General features: G+C 43.2%; 18 protein-coding genes and 1 pseudogene. 4 read left to right on the top strand and 15 right to left on the bottom strand.

The window, feature by feature from the left end; genetic code table 11:
- Window positions 1–36: 36 nt before the first annotated feature.
- The 6 genes and pseudogenes from ACR1R9_RS27820 to ACR1R9_RS27795 all read right to left on the bottom strand — a co-directional run bounded on the left by ACR1R9_RS27820 (window position 37) and on the right by ACR1R9_RS27795 (window position 4,910).
- Window positions 37–771: an SDR family NAD(P)-dependent oxidoreductase gene (locus tag ACR1R9_RS27820; protein ID WP_076287245.1), complete on the bottom strand. Its 735-nt coding sequence runs from the start codon at window positions 769–771 to the stop codon at window positions 37–39.
- A gap of 40 nt (window positions 772–811) precedes the next feature.
- The gene (locus tag ACR1R9_RS27815; RefSeq protein WP_433922242.1) at window positions 812–1,627 is read right to left on the bottom strand and encodes an SDR family NAD(P)-dependent oxidoreductase; all 816 of its coding nucleotides are present in this window, start codon (window positions 1,625–1,627) and stop codon (window positions 812–814) included.
- Between the two features lie 266 nt (window positions 1,628–1,893).
- Window positions 1,894–2,379 (bottom strand): hypothetical protein, encoded by a 486-nt coding sequence (locus ACR1R9_RS27810; protein WP_433922243.1) that lies wholly within the window; start codon window positions 2,377–2,379, stop codon window positions 1,894–1,896.
- A 107-nt stretch (window positions 2,380–2,486) separates the two neighbouring features.
- The gene (locus ACR1R9_RS27805) at window positions 2,487–3,110 is read right to left on the bottom strand and encodes a polysaccharide lyase family protein (protein ID WP_433956463.1); all 624 of its coding nucleotides are present in this window, start codon (window positions 3,108–3,110) and stop codon (window positions 2,487–2,489) included.
- Window positions 3,096–4,056, bottom strand: a pseudogene (locus ACR1R9_RS27800) (rhamnogalacturonan lyase B N-terminal domain-containing protein); the annotation flags it as partial. The pseudogene ACR1R9_RS27800 and the gene ACR1R9_RS27805, both read right to left, overlap by 15 nt.
- Before the next feature lie 506 nt (window positions 4,057–4,562).
- Entirely contained in the window at window positions 4,563–4,910 is a 348-nt protein-coding gene (locus tag ACR1R9_RS27795; RefSeq protein ID WP_433956403.1) for a DoxX family protein, read from the bottom strand.
- Between the two features lie 148 nt (window positions 4,911–5,058).
- On the opposite strand from ACR1R9_RS27795, the gene ACR1R9_RS27790 reads away from it, so the two are divergent.
- Window positions 5,059–5,418 (top strand): winged helix-turn-helix transcriptional regulator, encoded by a 360-nt coding sequence (locus tag ACR1R9_RS27790; RefSeq protein WP_076287241.1) that lies wholly within the window; start codon window positions 5,059–5,061, stop codon window positions 5,416–5,418.
- 139 nt (window positions 5,419–5,557) lie between these two features.
- On the opposite strand, the gene ACR1R9_RS27785 is transcribed toward ACR1R9_RS27790, so the two are convergent.
- Together ACR1R9_RS27785 and ACR1R9_RS27780 are read right to left on the bottom strand one after the other, a co-directional pair.
- Window positions 5,558–6,523, bottom strand: coding sequence for an SMI1/KNR4 family protein (locus ACR1R9_RS27785; protein ID WP_433922244.1), 966 nt, complete (start codon window positions 6,521–6,523; stop codon window positions 5,558–5,560).
- 148 nt (window positions 6,524–6,671) lie between these two features.
- Window positions 6,672–7,295, bottom strand: coding sequence for a hypothetical protein (locus ACR1R9_RS27780; protein WP_433922245.1), 624 nt, complete (start codon window positions 7,293–7,295; stop codon window positions 6,672–6,674).
- A 168-nt stretch (window positions 7,296–7,463) separates the two neighbouring features.
- Between ACR1R9_RS27780 and ACR1R9_RS27775 the strand changes: the two genes are divergently transcribed.
- The gene (locus tag ACR1R9_RS27775) at window positions 7,464–8,201 is read left to right on the top strand and encodes a glycosyltransferase (RefSeq protein ID WP_076287238.1); all 738 of its coding nucleotides are present in this window, start codon (window positions 7,464–7,466) and stop codon (window positions 8,199–8,201) included.
- Complete coding sequence (locus ACR1R9_RS27770) at window positions 8,201–8,932, top strand: glycosyltransferase (RefSeq protein WP_433922246.1); 732 nt, start codon at window positions 8,201–8,203, stop codon at window positions 8,930–8,932. The genes ACR1R9_RS27775 and ACR1R9_RS27770 overlap by 1 nt, the downstream gene beginning before the upstream one ends.
- Window positions 8,933–9,038: 106 nt before the next feature.
- On the opposite strand, the gene ACR1R9_RS27765 is transcribed toward ACR1R9_RS27770, so the two are convergent.
- The 6 genes from ACR1R9_RS27765 to ACR1R9_RS27740 all read right to left on the bottom strand — a co-directional run bounded on the left by ACR1R9_RS27765 (window position 9,039) and on the right by ACR1R9_RS27740 (window position 16,997).
- Window positions 9,039–11,138 (bottom strand): TerD family protein, encoded by a 2,100-nt coding sequence (locus tag ACR1R9_RS27765; RefSeq protein WP_433922247.1) that lies wholly within the window; start codon window positions 11,136–11,138, stop codon window positions 9,039–9,041.
- A 402-nt stretch (window positions 11,139–11,540) separates the two neighbouring features.
- Window positions 11,541–13,046 carry a malate:quinone oxidoreductase gene (locus tag ACR1R9_RS27760; RefSeq protein ID WP_433922248.1) on the bottom strand — a complete coding sequence of 502 codons (1,506 nt, stop codon included), beginning with the start codon at window positions 13,044–13,046 and terminating at the stop codon, window positions 11,541–11,543.
- Window positions 13,047–13,404: 358 nt separating this feature from the next.
- Window positions 13,405–13,821: a contact-dependent growth inhibition system immunity protein gene (locus tag ACR1R9_RS27755; RefSeq protein WP_433922249.1), complete on the bottom strand. Its 417-nt coding sequence runs from the start codon at window positions 13,819–13,821 to the stop codon at window positions 13,405–13,407.
- An 89-nt stretch (window positions 13,822–13,910) separates the two neighbouring features.
- Window positions 13,911–14,966 carry a WXG100 family type VII secretion target gene (locus ACR1R9_RS27750; protein WP_433922250.1) on the bottom strand — a complete coding sequence of 352 codons (1,056 nt, stop codon included), beginning with the start codon at window positions 14,964–14,966 and terminating at the stop codon, window positions 13,911–13,913.
- Between the two features lie 389 nt (window positions 14,967–15,355).
- Window positions 15,356–16,078, bottom strand: a complete 723-nt coding sequence (locus ACR1R9_RS27745; protein WP_400348143.1) for an NPCBM/NEW2 domain-containing protein — start codon at window positions 16,076–16,078, stop codon at window positions 15,356–15,358.
- A gap of 115 nt (window positions 16,079–16,193) precedes the next feature.
- On the bottom strand, window positions 16,194–16,997 hold the full coding sequence (locus ACR1R9_RS27740) for a DNA-binding protein (RefSeq protein WP_433922251.1): 804 nt from the start codon (window positions 16,995–16,997) through the stop codon (window positions 16,194–16,196).
- Between the two features lie 172 nt (window positions 16,998–17,169).
- Here ACR1R9_RS27740 and ACR1R9_RS27735 point away from each other — a divergent pair, with 172 nt between their 5' ends.
- Window positions 17,170–17,517 carry a helix-turn-helix domain-containing protein gene (locus ACR1R9_RS27735; RefSeq protein ID WP_433922252.1) on the top strand — a complete coding sequence of 116 codons (348 nt, stop codon included), beginning with the start codon at window positions 17,170–17,172 and terminating at the stop codon, window positions 17,515–17,517.
- A gap of 10 nt (window positions 17,518–17,527) precedes the next feature.
- On the opposite strand, the gene ACR1R9_RS27730 is transcribed toward ACR1R9_RS27735, so the two are convergent.
- Window positions 17,528–18,241, bottom strand: a complete 714-nt coding sequence (locus ACR1R9_RS27730) for an MAE_28990/MAE_18760 family HEPN-like nuclease (protein ID WP_433922253.1) — start codon at window positions 18,239–18,241, stop codon at window positions 17,528–17,530.
- Window positions 18,242–18,244 lie beyond the last annotated feature (3 nt).

The following is an 18,244-nucleotide window of genomic DNA, read 5'->3' as shown; positions in this document are numbered from 1 at the left end:
CCTCATTCTACTTAAGGGCTGTCATCATTTTACACGCTATTGGGCTGAGTATCCACCATCGATAACCAGCTCAGATCCTGTAATGTACGAAGAATCATCCGATGCCAGGAACAATGCAGCGTTGGCAATATCGATAGCCTGCCCCAGACGTTGCAAAGGCGTTGCCTGAACGAGTCGATCAAGCAATTCCTTCGACGTGTTCAAGGCTTGAGTCATTGGTGTTTCGATGATCCCAGGGAAGAGAGCATTCACCCGAACACCTTGACGACCAAAGGTTGTCGCCGCTGCTTTGGATAATGCGCGTACTGCCCCTTTGGATGCCGAATAGTGGTTAAAGCCTTGTCCAATCAATGCGGTGTATGAAGAGATATTAACGATGGAACCTTTCTTTTGTGCTGCCATATAAGGAGCTACATGTTTCATGCCAGCAAATGGGCCGAAGCCATTAATGGAGAGCATTTTCTGCCAATCCTGCGCATTGATTTCCTCAAACGGCTTCTCTGAAGAAATGCCTGCATTGTTGACCAGAATATCAATTTTACCAAAACGTTCGTTAACTACTTTCGCTAATATCTCCCAATCTTCATCGGAGGAAACATTCAACTTCATTCCATACACATTCTCTTTTTGGCTTGCTTTCTCCAGCGCTTCCTCATTAATGTCTGCAGCAATAACGATGGCGCCTTCCTTTGCAAAGAGATCCACCATGCCTTCACCAATTCCTGATGCTCCACCAGTAATAATAGCTACTTTATTATCTAATCTTCCCATATGAAACGCTCCTAACGTAATTTATTTATACGACGCTGCTTTAGTTGATAGTCGTATTGTGTGAATTCATAAACTCTTCAAAATCGGGAACGGTTGGGTTGGCAATATAATGGCCGCCCTCAACCTGGATGGTCTGACCGGTAATGAATTTGGACTCATCTGAGGCCAGGAATACGACGGTGTATCCAATATCATCGGGTTCCCCGTGATAAGGCAGTGCGTTATATTTTGCGAACATATCCAATACATCTGGAGGCATGTTATTCTGGGCTGCCGGGGTCAAGATCAATCCAGGTGCGACAGCATTGCAACGAATGTTATGCTTGCCATATTGGGTGGCAATATACCTTGTTAGATTCACTACTCCTGCTTTTGAGGCACCGTAAGCAACCCGAACCGCATCGCCTGTAAAGCCAGCCATGGAGGCCGTATTAATGATGGAACCTCCACCCGCTTCAATCATATGAGGGATGGCGAATCTACAGCCGAGCAACACGCTTTTCAGATTCACGTTCATCAGCCGATCCCACTCGTCCAGATCTACGTTAACCACGTCCAAATCCTTCTTCAGGTTGGTCAGGCCAACGTTGTTGAACAGACTCGTGAGTTTACCATATTGTTGGACCGTAAACTCCACAGCTTCTTTAATCGAAAATTCGTCTCCGGCATCAAGAAATACGGCTACTGCTTCTCCGCCTTGAGCCTGAATGTTCGCTGCCGCTTCTTTTGCCCCATTGACATTGAAATCAGCAATAACGACTTTCGCTCCTTCTCTCGCCATCAATTGGGCTGCGGACAATCCTATTCCAGAAGCGCCTCCAGTTACAAGGGCTACTTTGTCTTTCATTCTCAACATGGTTCTCAAGCTCCTTTCATAAAGAAACCGAAAATAAATAGCAGCTCTATTATTCAGTTATTTAGATGGCTAAATATTAGATGTCTAAATAATAGCAGAGGAATGGTCTTTCTGCAACGCATACGGCCCTGTATCCTTATTTTGGATGCCTTTAGCGAAACAAGCGAAGTGTTATACAAATACAGCCCTCAAGGATTTGAGGGCTGTATTGCATCATGTTTCTTAATCAATGTATTGATCCATGTATTCTGAAAATTTTGATAGTGTCACTCTTCATTCTCCATCCCAGATTCAGAATAAGGCTTGCCTGCCGTATCATCTGGTGTCTGAACGTACCACTGAGCATATGTCGCGTTACCAGAATCGGATTCGGAATCGGATTTTTCTGGCTTACAAGTAAACTGGTAAGCAGTTATATCCTTTCCGCGTAAGGTTATAGTTACGGCAAGCTCCGGGTCGCCCCAGCTTGGATATTTCTTACGGTACTGTGCATCAATAATTTCACTTTGAAAAGAAGGGCTAGTCATAAATGCTGTGGTTCGAGTGAAAAGACGACGAATCTCTTCTTCATCCGGTTCTGTTTTGACCGTATATGCGACTTCGACCCGAGGTGTGGAATAACGAATCTCCGTCTTTTGAATAGCAGGAAAATCTTGCTCGATATCCTGCCGAAATGATTTGACTTCTTCTGAAGAGACGTTGGTGGAAGAAGTACAGGCCGTCAAGCAAAGAATCAGAGCTAGAATATTCACTACGTGCAATATTCCTGAACAATGTTTGATGCCATACATACAGTCACCGGCTTTATTTAATATATATGAACGTATGCAGATAAACCTCCCTCAGCACCCCGACTAAATTACTTCAACAATTCAACACAGTCATACACCCACCCAGCACTTAACCAATTGCCCAAGTCGCTGGAGCCACTGATTGGCGTAATGGTCACGGTGTTAGACCCATTAACGAAATAGGATGCCGGTATATTCCAGGAAAAGGTTGTATTGTTGCCCCGATAGGTCCCAATCGTAAAGCTCCGCGAATTCGGTTGGGATGAAGCTGCCGGATTGGTTAACGTATGACCGTTAATCGTTACACTGGGTCTTCCATTGTTGTATGCTGCCGTAATACCGATGTTAAGAACATGCGAAGATGCCGCTTGGGAAGAGTTCAAGCTAAAGGTAACGGTTGTGGGCGAGTTTTGTCCCCGGAACTGAATCGCTGGGAACTTGTTGGTTGCACTGCCGGTGGCATAACTGACAGGACCCCAGCTTGGATTACGGCTATCGGAAGGATGACGGATTGGAATCGTCTGGCCGTTCAGGAACTCCGATGGCGTACCATCCCAATTCCCAATACGCCAGATGCTGGATGCTTTACTTGGGTCATTGTTGATCGTACGCGTATTCAGCGTTGTCGTTGATCCTCCAGTGATGTTCACACTTTCCGTATAGACGGCCAGTTCCCCCTTATACACCGTCATGGTGTATGTACCTGGAATCATGCTGTATTTGGCAGCTGCCCCGCTCGAAGAGGCATTCACCCAATATTGGGCGTTGCTATTGGCAAAACCAACTGTATACGCATAACCCGTATCCATGCCAGAGAGCCCATTAAGCACGACATTACCTCGGCTGGATACCCAACCTATCAGGTTCAGACCCGACATCCAGCTAAAATCAGGTACGCTCGGCGTTGCACCGGTGGTGAAAATCAAGGCATACGGCCCATGCAGACCCATGCGCCAATTTTCAGTCTGGGCATGTCCTGAATTCATGTAATTGTAGACCTCCGTATCTCCACCGCTCTGGAACTGAATATCACGGAAGAACGGACCTCCCGAACTTTTCTCTCGGTCGCCATAGGCCATGAACACACCCACACCGCTACCCGTAACGCCTCGAATGGTCAGATCCTTAGCTTGATCATTGCCGTAACTTCGATGTACTCTGTCCGTTAGCGTAACCAAAAACGTCCTGGCTCTCAATCGCGCCGGTGTTATTCCGATTATTCGAATTGGCCGGAACTCCTGTTAATACGCTGCCGTTGCCCCGGAAAATATAGCGCAACTCACCCACAGACGGTTCTGCTGTGACGTACGTTGCCATATAGATAATGTTCTCACCGCCCCGTGATGCATAATAGTGGGTAAGCGTGCTGGTTGATACGGTGATCAACACGGTTGATCCCGAAGGAGATGTGTTCCAGGTTACATTGGCTGAGCCCAAACCAGAGCCGATATGGGACGCCTTGCTGGAGCCGTTCAGCTCCGTTCCGTTCATTTTGGCAGATATGATATCTCCATTGGTTTTATTCACCGTGTATACCAGCCCTGCTCCTGTGTTCACTTCAATCCTCGACCCGTTATCCGTAACATAGATGGTGGCCGCGTGTCCGGTGGATGTTGGATATAATACCGCTGCTGCCATCATCACCAGTAATAGAAACGAACTGAATGCCTTCTTCATTAAACGTCTGCTCACGAGCTAATCCCTCCCTGGAATAGTTTTTTAACGTTTTCGTAATGGACCAAAATCAGATTTAAATATCGTATATGTGATAGCTGAATTAAAAGTAAAGCGCTTACATTATAATGTATGACAAACGAGCCTATGTCTCATCTCGGTATTCTTGCTGTATGCGGCATATCCATGGAGTCAACTTTCTTCCATATCAGTCTCTTATACCACCACCTCCTATATAGAAATAATATAGATCCAACTTACTGGTAATATCATTAAATAATACCATTATATTACATACCGTGGCAATGAAAATAGCTATCAGCCTGCCGTAATCTCTCTCTGTTTTTTTGTATCTTATCCAGATAAAAAATAGCGACCGCTCTCCGTAACCCTACCGGAAATCAATCGCCTCGCCTCTACTTCCCGTTATCCAAAATATTTGTTCATTGTCCCTATCGTGATCTTGAAACTCAGAAGCGGCCTACCGCTACGAACACAGCTAACGCCAGGAACACGATATTCACGCCAATTTGCTTATACTCCTTACGGGCAATGTGGAATATGGCTCCTAACAGTACAACGACAGCAAGACCAATGGCCGCCAGTGGCGTCAATCCAGGGGCGATATCTGTTGCTTGAGGAACAATAAGTCCAATGACCCCAACCAGTTCCAAGATCCCGATAAAAAATACTAACCCTCTCGAAACTTCGCTTGCCCAAGGCCACGATTTCTTTGCCTGTTCATACTGGAATGCCTTCATCCATCCCGAGAAAATAAATCCTAAACCCAATATACCTTGAACAATCCATAACGCCATATTCATAACTCGTAAGCCCCTCTTCTTGTATATGATCAACACCTAGGCATATAATATTTTATGGGGTAACTATTTGGAAGTAGGCACTTAAACTAAACATAGTATACAAAAAGAAACCTTAGATAAATAAAGGAGTTGAGGGCATCATATGAGTACTTACTGCAAGTTTGAAACGGCGTTGGACATTCTTGTTGGAAAATGGAAACCGGTGATCTTACTTCGGCTTTTCGCCAATGGCACCATGAGATTTAGCGAGCTTCAGAGGGCCATCCCTGACATTACCAAGAAAATGCTCACCCAACAATTAAGGGAATTGGAGTACCATGACATCGTCCATCGTGAGGTCTATCAGCAGATACCTCCCAAAGTAGAGTACTCCATCACGGAGTACGGTCAACGAATGACCCCTTTATTACAGGCCATGAATGATTGGGGCGAGGGTCACATCGATCATTTGAACGAGCTTTATGGGGAAGATCTGACGACTGAGCTACCTGAACGCAGCTAAACAATACACCGGTGATCTCACCATTAACATTACGTTCTTCTTCTACAGCATGAATGAGAGGTTTTAACTGAAAAAGCTGCACCCTTTGTTACGGATGCAGCCTCTTCAATATTTTATATCACAGGAAGCTATCACCTTCTTACAGTGAACCCTCAAGGTTTGCAGGTTGATTTCCCTCATTCACCAAACCTTGAATAAAGGTCTCAACATTGGGCGCAAGCCAAGTGATCTTGTAGCCTTCTGCTTTATTCACATGGACAACCTCGGGCTCGCCGGCATTGCCGGATTCACGATAATCCAGCATCACGACCTCTGAATTGGAAGAACACTCACATAGAATGACACCAATCTCAGGATAACCCCCTTTTTCTATGATCGCTCGACTGCCCGCTTCTCCACACAGTGAATGTGCCTTTTCCCGTCCAACACCCAGGATATTGAAAATTTCAACTTGAATCTTCCCATCACTCTCCGCCTGACTAACCGGAAAATAACGATAGTGGGGCACACCACCATTATGTAGTTTCATCATGTTCACATAGAATGTCGGCAGCTTGAACACCAGCTGCTCTTCCACTGCTTCAATTTGCTCATCGGTAGGAGGGGACAACACATATTGATCGACGTTTGCTGGACTGTCATTCCAGAAGCTCGTCGATTCGGGATGAATCCCAGGTGCTGCTTCGATGTTGATTTCAGTCACCGAGTGAACTGTATCCACAGGCACCTCTACCGCTTCTTCTGTGAGCTCGTCTGCTGTTTTATTCCGAATCCATTCCAGGAACTCCTGTGTATCCTCATCTCCCGGCTCTAATCGGTCCGCTGCTTCGAAAGCTTCACGCGCGTTCTCATATTGCTCCAAATAATAATACGCCAGACCAATGCGGTAATGCCAAAGCGGGTCATTTTGTCCCTCTTCTTCAACCGACAGGAATTGCTCCACCGCCTCCTGGTAACGCTCCATATTATTCAAGGCTCTACCCAGATGGTTGACCAGAATATAATCCCGATCCTCTTCCCGAACCTCTGTAATCGCATCTATAATCTCTTCATACTCATCCTGTTCATGCCAAGCCTCTAGCCGTTCCAAGAGTTCATCATTCATTGACCTTGCCTCCCTGTCTTATTCGTTGTAGAAATTATATCAATAAATTATGAATAAAAAAAACGCAGCTTCATCGAGCTGCGAACAATAATCATCGTGAAGTGATCGAATGATAGATATCGATAATTTACGCCTACCTTGCTGTAACCTATTTGGTATTCATAACAAGCGAATATTTATTGAAAATCCAGGACTCTCTCATATCATTCATAGCTTCTTTGCTAACCCGAACAGAAGTCTTTTGCTCGTGTAAACCTTCTGGTGCAGGTACGGAAAACCGCAGCAATTTGGTTATTTTTTTTATTTCATTTGCCACTTCATGATATAACCCATACGTTAACGGCCGATGCTCCCGAATATCCTCGTATATATAATATTTCCCAATCTCATCTTCCAAATCCATTTGGACCCCTTTAGGAAACGATAGCACGATAGACGGCAATTCATCCTCCGCCCATTGTCCAAGATACGGGAAGCTGACACCCTCGTTTTTCAAGAAAAATCCAGACTTCCCCTGATCCAGCTTACTCAAGAGCGAATATACGAAATGAGGGGGAATCTCCTCTCTGTTCTCTTCCTTCGTAGCAGTAAAAGATTGATAAAATCGGCTATACGCTTCATATACCTGATCATAATCATACTTGGTCTGCGCATGATTGGGTCTGATAAATTGAACCTGTTTCTGCTCGAAAAGGGCTAGCAGGCTTTTGAACTCTTCAGGCGTAATGAAAAATTTCAGTTTATAAAATCCACTGTTCTTTAATCGTTCCATTCTCTCACCACCAATTGTAAAATGGAGTCTCCTATTTCACCACTATTAGTTGAAGAGAGCCTTATGTGCGAATTCTCCATTTTGTAGATATGCCGTTCCTCTTATTTGCTGTCCACATATTTTGAAGAGAGATAGTTTTGAACATAACGGATAAGGGGAGCGGTCCACATGGGAGTCATGCCAAAAAGCTCTATCAAAAAGCAGGGAGTTTCTATTATTGCCTGCACGAAACGCCAAAGCTATATAAGAAACCTATTTAAGAACTACAGCCGACAGATCCACGCCAAGAAAGAACTTATCATTATTATCAACAACAATAACATCCCCCTCAAGCCTTATCTCAGTCTAGCGAAAAAGTTCCCAAACGTACACGTATATCGTCTTCCGGAACGTACCTCCCTAGGTGCCTGTCTTAATTACGCGATCAAGAAAACGAAATACAATTATATTGCCAAGTTTGATGATGATGATTACTACGCTCCCTATTATTTGACGGAAAGCTTGCTGACCTTTCAAAGAACCAAAGCCGATGTCATTGGCAAGCGGTCTCATTATATGTATTTACGTGGGTCAAAGACGTTTATTCTTCGTTTTCCACAAGATGAACATCGACCTGTGACTCTAATCCCTGGCGCAACGCTAGTTTTTAAACGCAAGGTGATAAACAAAGTGCCTTTCCCAAATCAAAGCGTCGGTGAGGATGATCTTTTTTGCATTAGAAGCAAACGAAAAGGATACCGCGTTTATTCTGCTGGAAAAAATAATTTTGTCGCTATTCGCAGGAGAAACTCATCCAACCATACATGGATCATTAGCGATAAAGAACTGATCTCTCAGAGCCGAAAAATACCTTCTGTTACGAATTACAAGAAATATGTGCAGAAAAAGCCAAAGGGCTTATTATAATGGTGAACCCAGACCGTTCTCGTGATTTGAATGGAGTTTCTATCATTGTTTGTACCAATCGGCGACAATGCATGGGCAACCTTTTTCGTAACTACAGCAGACAGAATTACAAGATCAAAGAGCTTATCATCATATTAAATAATAATAATCTGCGTGTAAACGAATATATCCAGGCGGCAAAACAATATAGAAATGTAAGGGTTGTTTCTCTGCCGGAACAAGTATCGCTTGGACATTGCCTAAATTATGGAGCTTCATTATCTAATTTCAATCTCATCGCTAAGTTTGATGACGATGATTATTATGCTCCTCTCTATTTAACAGATAGCGTGCATACCCTGGGAAAGACCAGAGCAGATATTGTAGGGAAACGAGCCCACTACATGTACTTGAGCAGCAAAAAACTCCTTCTGCTACGTTACCCTACCAAGGCGAATCAATATGTTCCCCTGATTCAAGGAGCGACCCTGCTCGTAAAACGACATGTCATAAGCGAGGTTGGCTTTCCCGACCAGAATCGAGGAGAATGCGTGACGTTTTGTTCGGACAGCCTGGCAAAGGGCTATAAAATTTATTCAGGTGGTTCATCGCATTTCCTTGCGATTCGCAGGAGGAACTCCAAAGATCATACGTGGATCGTAAGCGATAAAGAGCTTTTAACAAGAAATGTTAAAGTGCTGAAAGTGAGAAACCCAAGAAAATTTATATGCCAACCCGATAACTTTATTTAGCAATTACAGATCGATGATTCTGTTAACGGCAGGTTGAATATCAAAAAAAGAGCAGCATTTCGCTGCTCTTCTCTTTTCTCGATCCCGGTATTCATATGTGATGGACTCAAGCCAAATACTCGGCCATAATCTGCTCGATATCAAACGGGGTAATTCCTTGTTCCACCGAATAGATCGTATCGGCCTGATCCAACGTATCCACCAGTTCACCTCTGGCCTTGGCATGAAGCGTGAACAAGTCGTATAGATCCGGCTTGCGTAGTGTGGTCAGGGCTTTGCCCATCAGGACCATCCCTTTTTGATTACCCTCGACATTATTGTAATATTCCGGGTGCCTAGTCAGTGCCAGATCCGTCCAAATGACCGTACGCTCCACTAGATCCATAATGACGGGAATGGCAATCTGTGTATCTGCCGTGATATCAATCTTGTTTGCCACCGTGGACGGCTCGAAGATCTCGCCAGAACCCGGCTTCTTACGCATCATCCAGCCCACAAAGCATTCCGGCAAATCGCAATATGGATGACTCGTAAAGGAAAGTAGACTCGCCACCACATAACGCCCACCATAAGCAACAATCGACGGAATATGCAGGTCAATGAACTCACTCGCACCATGAGGCGCTGTCACGATATCCCCGCTGTGAACGGCCTTGTAGTGGGATGAACGCAGATTCGTATAGGAAATATGCTCCACATAGTTCCAGTTCTCATCGTACATCACCGCAGACAGATCGATATCTACACGCCCCGTTGCTTGACCATTCACGGTGCCTTCCTTCCACCAGTTGAAGAAACGAATCGTATCTCCCTCGGCCATCGGCACCCGGCTTCCCCGAACAATCGTATGAAGGGCCTTGCTCGCCGATCTTTGGGAAAAGGGAACCAGATAATCATGGAGCTGTGGATCAACATACGTCTTTCCAAGCGAAGGAAGGGCGGCGAAACGCTGCACCAGCGCCTGCTCACACATCTGCACGACGGCACGACAAGTGTCATCGTCCATCTCGGGAAGCTGATTCGGAATGGCGAAAGCCTTCGCTACATTGCCTTTCGGAAAAAATACACGCAGATCCTGCGGTTCATTACGCCGGGCAAAATGCTCCCTCACCTGCAACAAAACCGGGGTCGATACGTGCTCCAGAATTTCTCCGAACGCCAGCAATACATACTCCTTATCCGTGTTAGAGCGCAACAAGTGATCCAATCTTCTCGCAAATTCACCAGGGCGCTGCTTCAGCAGCTCAATCAAACTCCACACATTATGGTATTGGAAGGCCAGCTCCACACTTCCGTTAAAGGTCGTAAACGACTTGTTATTACGCAAGATATCAAAAGCTTCCTCGCATCGCGGGTAACGAAGCTTATATTCAGATGGATGGAGAATTTCGCCCAGACGAATCCAGCGATTCTTGTAACGGAGCATGTCTTCCGTAATTGAACCGCATTGCTCCAGAAGACCAAGCAGCAGGCGTCTTTCACGCCGCTTGAATTTGCGAAAAGGTGAAGCCAGAGCCAGGCTGACATCCCCACCCGACCAAGCCACAGCAAGACGAAGCACATCCGTTGCCGTTCTGAAATACGGGCCGATTCGGTCGATATTAGCCTTTTCATACTTTAATAAGGAAGCTACTACGAACCCCACATTTTCCTTGAAAGGAATCTCGGCCGGCAACAGCGCATCCACTTCATCCGGTTCCGCAAGTTCCAGCACAGTATCGATATCTGCTTTGTCTGTCTCCGAGATGGAGCCGTTGGCTTCGATCAGTTGGCGGATGAGCGTCTGAAAGTCTGCCTTGTCTCCAAGGTCAATGACTTTTAGATTTATTTTATCCAGTAAAGGTACTCTTTCCACCGGTTCATGATTCGGATATACCAAGGTCAGATAATGAAGGATAGCATTCAGGTAGAGTTCCACCTCATCTTCCTCCATCACCTGCGCCGGGAATCCAGGGTACATCGGTTTGTAGTCCACATGTGCACCGACCATGATTCTCAGATCAGCCACAACCTGGGCCACCAATGCTTCAAATGGTTCCTTGGATAATGTTCGCACGGCTTGCATCAACTCATCGGAGAAGGTGTATCCAAGCGTTTCTATATTTTTAAGGGCAGTCGCCAAATAAACTTTCGGCAGCTGTTTCTCTCCTTGTTCTTGCTCGATCATGAGTTTGTTCGCTCTGCGCAAATAGATGGTATTGTTCATGATAAAAGAGTCCAGGAAAGCCATATCCCTACAATTGGTGGTCTGCTGTAGAAGGAAGGAATATGATAGCCTGGACGCCTCCTCTCTGAATTGAGATCTTCAGGAAAGCGGCGACCCTAAGTTCGCCAATGAAGTTAGAAGGAAGGATCGCTATAGCCTGAAGGCCAAAGGTCCGAAGCTTGTGACCCGAACCTTTGATGAACCCATCATCTCAGATTCCACGTTCTCCCAACAGGGCGAAAGTATTACGACATTCGAAACTAAGGAGGAATTCTCTGACTTGTATCGAGCAGTACTGAAGAACGGCATACAACTGATGGTACATAAAAAAAGAGCTAAGCACGGTTTTTAGCCGGCTTAGCTCTTTATCACACGCATGGTAAACAGGTTACATACAGCTCGTTACATCCGAACGACTGATTTCTCAGCCGTCAGTCCAAGCACCCGAGCGGTTGAAGCATGTACCTGGTTTAGAAGAGTAAGGTTGTCAACCAGTGATTCGCCATACGAAGGAACCATTTCCTTGATCTTTGGTTCCCAGGCATCCATATGCTGCGGGAAGCACTTCTGGAGAATCTCCAGCATCACGTGAACAGCAGTTGAAGCCCCCGGTGAAGCTCCGAGCAATGCTGCAATCGAGCCATCCGCCGCAGTAACTACCTCCGTGCCGAATTGAAGGGTTCCTTTGCCGCCTTGAGCCGTGTCCTTAATTACCTGCACACGCTGGCCCGCCAGTACCATATCCCAATCCTCGCTCTTGGCATCTGGAACAAAGTCACGCAATTCGGCCATGCGTTGTTCCTTGGATAACATGAGTTGTTGGATTAGGTATTTGGTTAGTGAAATTTCTTTGACGCCTGCCGCGAGCATCGTGAGCAAATTGTGCAGCTTCACGGACGTAATCAGATCGGCATTGGAGCCTGTTTTTAAGAATTTTGGCGAGAACCCGGCAAACGGTCCAAATAGCAGCGACTTCTGATTCTCAATAAATCGGGTATCCAAATGCGGAACAGACATTGGCGGAGCACCCACCGAAGCTTTTCCATATACTTTGGCATGATGCTGTTCCACGACTTTCGGATTTTTGCACACCATAAAGATGCCGCTAACCGGGAAGCCGCCGATATGTTTACCTTCAGGGATGCCGGATTTTTGCAACAAATGCAAGCTGCCGCCCCCTGCCCCGATGAAAACGAATTGCGCGGTGTGCCGTTCGACGGTTCCGCTCTTCAGATTTTTCACGGCTAATTCCCAAGATCCATTGCTTGTGCGTTTCATGTTCTTCACGCTATGTTGGTAGTGGATATCCACGTTTTGGCTCTTTAAATGTTCCATTAGCATACGCGTTAAAGCACCAAAGTTAACGTCCGTACCGGAGTCAATTTTGGTGGCTGCAATCGGTTCATTGCCCGTGCGGTTTTTCATCATCAGCGGAATCCATTCCGCCAGTTTTTTCTTATTATCCGAGAATTCCATGCCTACGAATAACGGATGTTTCGATAACGCTTCAAAGCGTCTTTTTAGAAACAGGACATTCTGCTCTCCATGTACATAACTCAAATGAGGAAGCGGCATAATGAAGTCCCGTGGATTACGAATCAGATTGCTTTTGACGAGATAGGACCAAAATTGCCTTGAGATTTGAAAATGCTCATTCACCTTAATCGCTTTGCTAATATCTACGGATCCGTCTGGTCGTTCAACGGTATAGTTAAGTTCGCACAATGCTGAATGCCCGGTTCCGGCATTATTCCATTCGTTGGAGCTTTCCTCCCCCGCACTGGCGAGCTTCTCAAAAACCTTAATATTCCAGTCTGGTGCCAATTGTTTAAGCAAAGTTCCCAAAGTTGCACTCATAATTCCGGCACCAATCAAGATAACATCTGTACTCGTTTGTCCCTGGCTCATGTCTACCGTCCTTATATCCTATATTTGCCAAAAGGATGTAAGCGTTATCGATTTGGCATTGCAGCAAGCCCCATTCTTGAACAGGCCCGCCCCTTCTCTGAATGATATAACCTTGATCTAGTGTATCAATAATATGGGTCAATTTAAATATGCAATTTGAAGATATTTGCTATTCCATCAGTATACGCTAGTTTATGTCAGATAGATAACCCGGTTATAGGGCTGAAAGATTAATTTGTTCAATAAAAAGAGACAATTCTGGTTGCGTAGCCTGAATTGTCTCTGAAAGTTGGGCGTGTTGGTACCTTTGCCTTTAATAATTCGTCCTAAAAAAAGATCAAGATGCTACTCTCCAATGTTATCCCTGATAAAGTTCTAATTTTTTCATGAAATTATTCAATAATTCAGTATACTCTTCCTGATCCTCTTCGTCAGCCCATTCAATATTAGACAGGTTTCTGTTAATATCCTGGAGCAAAGATGCAAGCTGTGATAATTCTTCAAATTGATTTAATTCAATCGAGTAGAGTATTTTTAATAAATGACCATCGTACATTTCCCCAGCAAGTGGATCATCTTTTAAAATTTCCACAGCTTTTTTTATACCAAGATCCATAAAAACATTTTGAGCCAGCATTCTACTGACATCTTCTAGTTCTATCTCATCTATTGTTTTATCGATAAGTCTGTTGTACCACTGATCCAAAGGATACTCAGATTCCTCGGTCTGAATATTTTGTTGTAGTGAGTATATCTCTTTAATTGGTTTGTTCATTTACTTTATTCCTCCAAATGGTTCAAATAAATCCTCAATCTTCTTTAAATTTGTGTTGGCCTTGTCCAAAGCAATTTGCAATGTACTTTTCAGAGAATTCGATAGATTAGGTTTTGTAATGAACCTTCTAAACCTCGTTTTATTTTACTTAATCCCTTATACGAGTCCTGCATCTCTTGCAAATGGTTCCAGTATCCTCCTGTTTTTTTATTTGGCACTGGATTTCCTTGTAAATCTCGTAACGTTCCCGAAAAATCCATATCAGTTAGATGCTTATCAATTATATTATCTAATGTTGTAAGGTTTCTTTGTTGTGCTCTAGAAAGGTCTTCGACAATAGGAACATTCGGCGTTCCCTCAGTTGCCTTTCCCTCTGACTTCTCAATTTTCTTCGCACTCAGTTCAGCATTCTTTATATTATTCTTAATTTTTGCTGCCAAACCGGATGACGATGTTCGAAACGGTCCTGAACGTCCTGGAAAGCTCCCGCGAACCATCTGAATCGCCATAAACAGTTGGGCAAACTTTAGAGAGGTAACCATGGTTCGAGCATAAGAATCAGAGACAGTTTCTCCTGTATAGGGATGTATTCCGTTCTGGAATGCCTTGATCTGTAACGCAAATATATCATCCCCAGGTGGTTCAACCTTCACACCTTCCATGCGATTAACATCCAGATGTCCATGATCCTTCTCATACGCCTGAAGGGCAGCCTGATCCGCATCACCATCCTCGTTGACAGGCATCCACACCCACTTTCCAAACATATTGATTCGTGCCATCCGATATCCCTTATCACCCGAGCTTAAATCACCTGCTGAATTGGTCATGATTGCTGCGGCACCGACTGCTCCAGTTGCACCACCCAGACTTACCAACTGAGCATCTGCATCCTGGAAGCGCGTAGCGATGTCCTTCAATTCCTTGGATGTATTCACCATACTCTCCAGCGCTTTATCCAGTATAGGGCGTGATTGCTCAAACTCATAGTAAAACCGCTCCTGCATCGCACCCATCCACATTGTCTGAATGAACATGATCTGTCTCGTCAGATCACCACGTATACTCTCCAACTGTTGTCTGGCTTGATCCACCTGATTCGATACGTGATGCAGCTGTTCAGGGGTTACTTTGATTGTACTCATACGTTTCTCCGCTCATTTAAAATAGGATTAACCTATGTTAGCAGAAGTTTTCGATACAGACCATCCGGCTAACATCCTGATTTGACCATGATAAAAACATAAGCTGTACACATCGTCGGTGCTATGGTCCTACATAGGTTCATATATATGTATCATTTTACATAAAATAGCCTCACCCATATTGCTATCCTCACTTGCGCAGAAGCTGATTCAAGTCTATAAGTACAAATAACCAAGATTATGAATGTAGTCAGTCGTACTATCATCTGTGATAGTTTTCCAACTACTGGTTTTTTAGTCTTTTTCGCTGCATTAATACCTGATGAAAATAAAGGACTGCCTATAATCTTATTAGATTACAGGCAGCTCTATTATATACCTTCAAGTTGTTATTTAATAAGCTTCGCATCGCCAAGAACGATATCTATTTGTCTTCCATTATCAAGGGTAGCTTCAAAAACAATTTTAAGTTTTAATACACCAGTAACATCAACATTAATGCTCTCTGGCATGTCTCCACCCTTCATATCATCTTTTCTATATAATTCTACTCCATCCCCTTTAACAATCAGGGACCCTGAGTTAGTCGAGTTACGAGTATAATCATCTATCCCTATATTTGCTGTTAACTTCTTGTATCCTCCATTTAAATTATAATCTATAGATATAGTTTGATCATCATAACTATATGGCTCATCAAGAATAACTCCAATTCCATGTAAGTATTTCTGGCCAGCTATAGTAAATTTTAGACCCTCTGGATTTGTCCAATTCTTAAAGTAAAGTCTATTTGTTTTACCATCAATTCTCGCATAGGAAACCTCATCCAAATACTTAAAAGTACCAGTTTTAGCACCAAATGAGGCAGTCTTAGTTTTCCCGTCATACGTGAAGGATTCCCCCATAGTTTGAGCTGCTGTTTTAGCAGGTACATACAAATTACCGTTATAAACAATCGATTGTGTCGTACTCTTATGTACTCCGTTAAACATCATCTTTACGTTCTCCATAACCACACTAATCTTAGTATTGGTTCCTGCAAAAGCTGTTGCCCCTGTTAGTAGTGAGCCTAATAATACACCTACAACCAAACCTTTAACCTTGTCTTTCATGTTTTCTCTCCTTTTTGGATATATTGATAAAATCAATAAGCAATCCAATAATACCCAAAAAGGAGTTTATTGTATATAGTATTGTTGTTAGATGAGACACCAGCAAATAACCCCATTACCCTATCTCCTCCAAAAACGCCCGATACCGCCCAATCTGCTCCTCCGTCGCATCTTCCCGCAACGATTCCCATAGTAACGCGCATTTTTTGAAATACCGATTCATCTCAAGCTCATCCGCTAACCTGAGTGCCTGCAAAATGAACTCCACCGCTTTCTTTTGCCTTCCCATGCATTGTTCGTATAAAGCTCGGTGATAACAATAATGGTACATATCTGCGTTGTTTGAAGAATCTAATTTCACACCAACACCTTGAACCTGATTCGCAAACATATGTAAAACTCGATCAATCTGCCAACGATACCGAACCGCGGCCTCCACAACCGTTCTTAGACCTGCTATACATTCCTCTGGATGTTCTAGTAGAAAATTCACATACTCCTCCAGCAGCTCTGCATGCCCCGCATCAATCTCCAGCGCATACCGATTCACCTGTGCTCGATGCCTAAACTCCTGCACTACCTGCATTCCCGCATCATCCAGCTCTTCCATCCACCCTAGCTCTGTATACTGATCGATACACGCCCGCGCCTGATCCACCTGTCCCATCTTCTGGTGAGCCACGCCCCGCATCTGGAGGCTGAACCCGTGATAATAGATCAACGGATGCTCAGTATGGATGTATGGTAAAGGTAATCCCTTGGTACTGTGCCCCTGTCGCTCTTCATGAATACACTGCACACATTGATACAACATGTCCGCCCTCTCCATCACCTTATTCCAATTTTCAAAAGCCACAGCCATATCCAACATTTCAACAATGATGTCCGGTTTGAGTGATTTCAGGATAGAATTTCGCAAAGAGAAGCCCTCCTTTGATAGTACAAGCGAACAGAATTTCTAAATACTTCTGTGAAGTAATGATATTCGTTTATTATACTACTTAAAATGCGTAAATAACACCATTATTGCTATATATTTTAACCTGACTTTTATGTCTCATCTTATCTAAGCTTATTATGAGGTGATTCATATGTCAGAGTTACGCCAATTAATAGGCACACGAATTAGAGCAATGCGAAATGCTAAAGGACTTACTCAACAAAAACTGGCTGATATTGCTGGGTTAGATTATAGATATATCGGAGCATTAGAAAGAGGCGAAAGAAACTTTTCCATTGATACATTGGAGAAAGTTCTACTCGCCCTGAATGTTACCGTAAACGAATTAATGTTTGTTGAAGATAACTTTCAAAATAAAGATATTCTGAGACAGCAAGCTATAATTGAATTTATTGCTATTGCAAGTAACTTGTCTGAAGAGAAAATTAAATCAATTCAAAGAATTAATAAAGAAATTATGAACTTAATAAATACTTAAAAATTCGTTTTTAAATATATTTGTAATTCTGTTGAGATATGTATTCCTCAACATTACTATTAAGTGACTTTAGATAATCAATGATTTCTTCTTTATAAACTTTTAGATCAAGTAATGAGGAATCTCTCGCGCTATCTATAAATGAAACATTACCATGTGCTATTGTGTTTCTTTTTGTTTTTACCTCTTTTAAGCCTGCACCCACTCTTGATCCATGATTTGTTGGTATGTCTAAGCCATGATTTTTGAACAAACTAATTATTAAGTTATAGTCAACGTTACCACTAAGGTTAATGTCTTTTTCTGTTAATGAAATTTTTTCACCATTAATAACAAAACCTATCATTTCTATAGCCTTTTTTTTATGCTGGTCAAAGTTAGTTGTAGTATAGCCTAACTTGTCATACGAAACATTAACCCAAATCTTTTGTAATTCTTGACGAATATCATTATAGCCGAGGTTTTGAATAGTAATTTCATCATAAATTTTCTGAATGAATGACCTAATTGTAGATTCTATCAAATTATAAAGCATAAGAAATGAATTAGATTTCAAGATAACTAGAAAATCAGAATATTTATAAGTCGGACTATCTAATTTTCCTTTCAGAACTTTTGATTGTTTTTGATCAAAAAAATTATACATTGATTCTAAACATGAAAAAAAGTAATTCACCTCATTAACTCTTTTTAAGAATTCCAGATCCTGAATTTGAGTTTCCATTTG

The sequence above is a fragment of the Paenibacillus taichungensis genome (assembly GCF_050994985.1).
Lineage (GTDB): Bacteria > Bacillota > Bacilli > Paenibacillales > Paenibacillaceae > Paenibacillus > Paenibacillus taichungensis.
Note: the sequence above shows the minus strand (reverse complement) of the source record. Positions and strands in the feature narration are given on the sequence as shown.

Excerpts from the sequence above, each read along its gene's own strand:
- ACR1R9_RS27820 (WP_076287245.1), bottom strand. The coding sequence starts at position 771 with ATGGGAAGATTAGATAATAAAGTAGCTATTATTACTGGTGGAGCATCA.
- ACR1R9_RS27815 (WP_433922242.1), bottom strand. The coding sequence starts at position 1,627 with ATGTTGAGAATGAAAGACAAAGTAGCCCTTGTAACTGGAGGCGCTTCT.
- ACR1R9_RS27805 (WP_433956463.1), bottom strand. The coding sequence starts at position 3,110 with ATGACGGTGTATAAGGGGGAACTGGCCGTCTATACGGAAAGTGTGAAC.
- ACR1R9_RS27795 (WP_433956403.1), bottom strand. The coding sequence starts at position 4,910 with ATGGCGTTATGGATTGTTCAAGGTATATTGGGTTTAGGATTTATTTTC.
- ACR1R9_RS27790 (WP_076287241.1), top strand. The coding sequence starts at position 5,059 with ATGAGTACTTACTGCAAGTTTGAAACGGCGTTGGACATTCTTGTTGGA.
- ACR1R9_RS27785 (WP_433922244.1), bottom strand. The coding sequence starts at position 6,523 with ATGAATGATGAACTCTTGGAACGGCTAGAGGCTTGGCATGAACAGGAT.
- ACR1R9_RS27780 (WP_433922245.1), bottom strand. The coding sequence starts at position 7,295 with ATGGAACGATTAAAGAACAGTGGATTTTATAAACTGAAATTTTTCATT.
- ACR1R9_RS27775 (WP_076287238.1), top strand. The coding sequence starts at position 7,464 with ATGGGAGTCATGCCAAAAAGCTCTATCAAAAAGCAGGGAGTTTCTATT.
- ACR1R9_RS27770 (WP_433922246.1), top strand. The coding sequence starts at position 8,201 with ATGGTGAACCCAGACCGTTCTCGTGATTTGAATGGAGTTTCTATCATT.
- ACR1R9_RS27765 (WP_433922247.1), bottom strand. The coding sequence starts at position 11,138 with ATGAACAATACCATCTATTTGCGCAGAGCGAACAAACTCATGATCGAG.
- ACR1R9_RS27760 (WP_433922248.1), bottom strand. The coding sequence starts at position 13,046 with ATGAGCCAGGGACAAACGAGTACAGATGTTATCTTGATTGGTGCCGGA.
- ACR1R9_RS27755 (WP_433922249.1), bottom strand. The coding sequence starts at position 13,821 with ATGAACAAACCAATTAAAGAGATATACTCACTACAACAAAATATTCAG.
- ACR1R9_RS27750 (WP_433922250.1), bottom strand. The coding sequence starts at position 14,966 with ATGAGTACAATCAAAGTAACCCCTGAACAGCTGCATCACGTATCGAAT.
- ACR1R9_RS27745 (WP_400348143.1), bottom strand. The coding sequence starts at position 16,078 with ATGAAAGACAAGGTTAAAGGTTTGGTTGTAGGTGTATTATTAGGCTCA.
- ACR1R9_RS27735 (WP_433922252.1), top strand. The coding sequence starts at position 17,170 with ATGTCAGAGTTACGCCAATTAATAGGCACACGAATTAGAGCAATGCGA.
- ACR1R9_RS27730 (WP_433922253.1), bottom strand. The coding sequence starts at position 18,241 with ATGGAAACTCAAATTCAGGATCTGGAATTCTTAAAAAGAGTTAATGAG.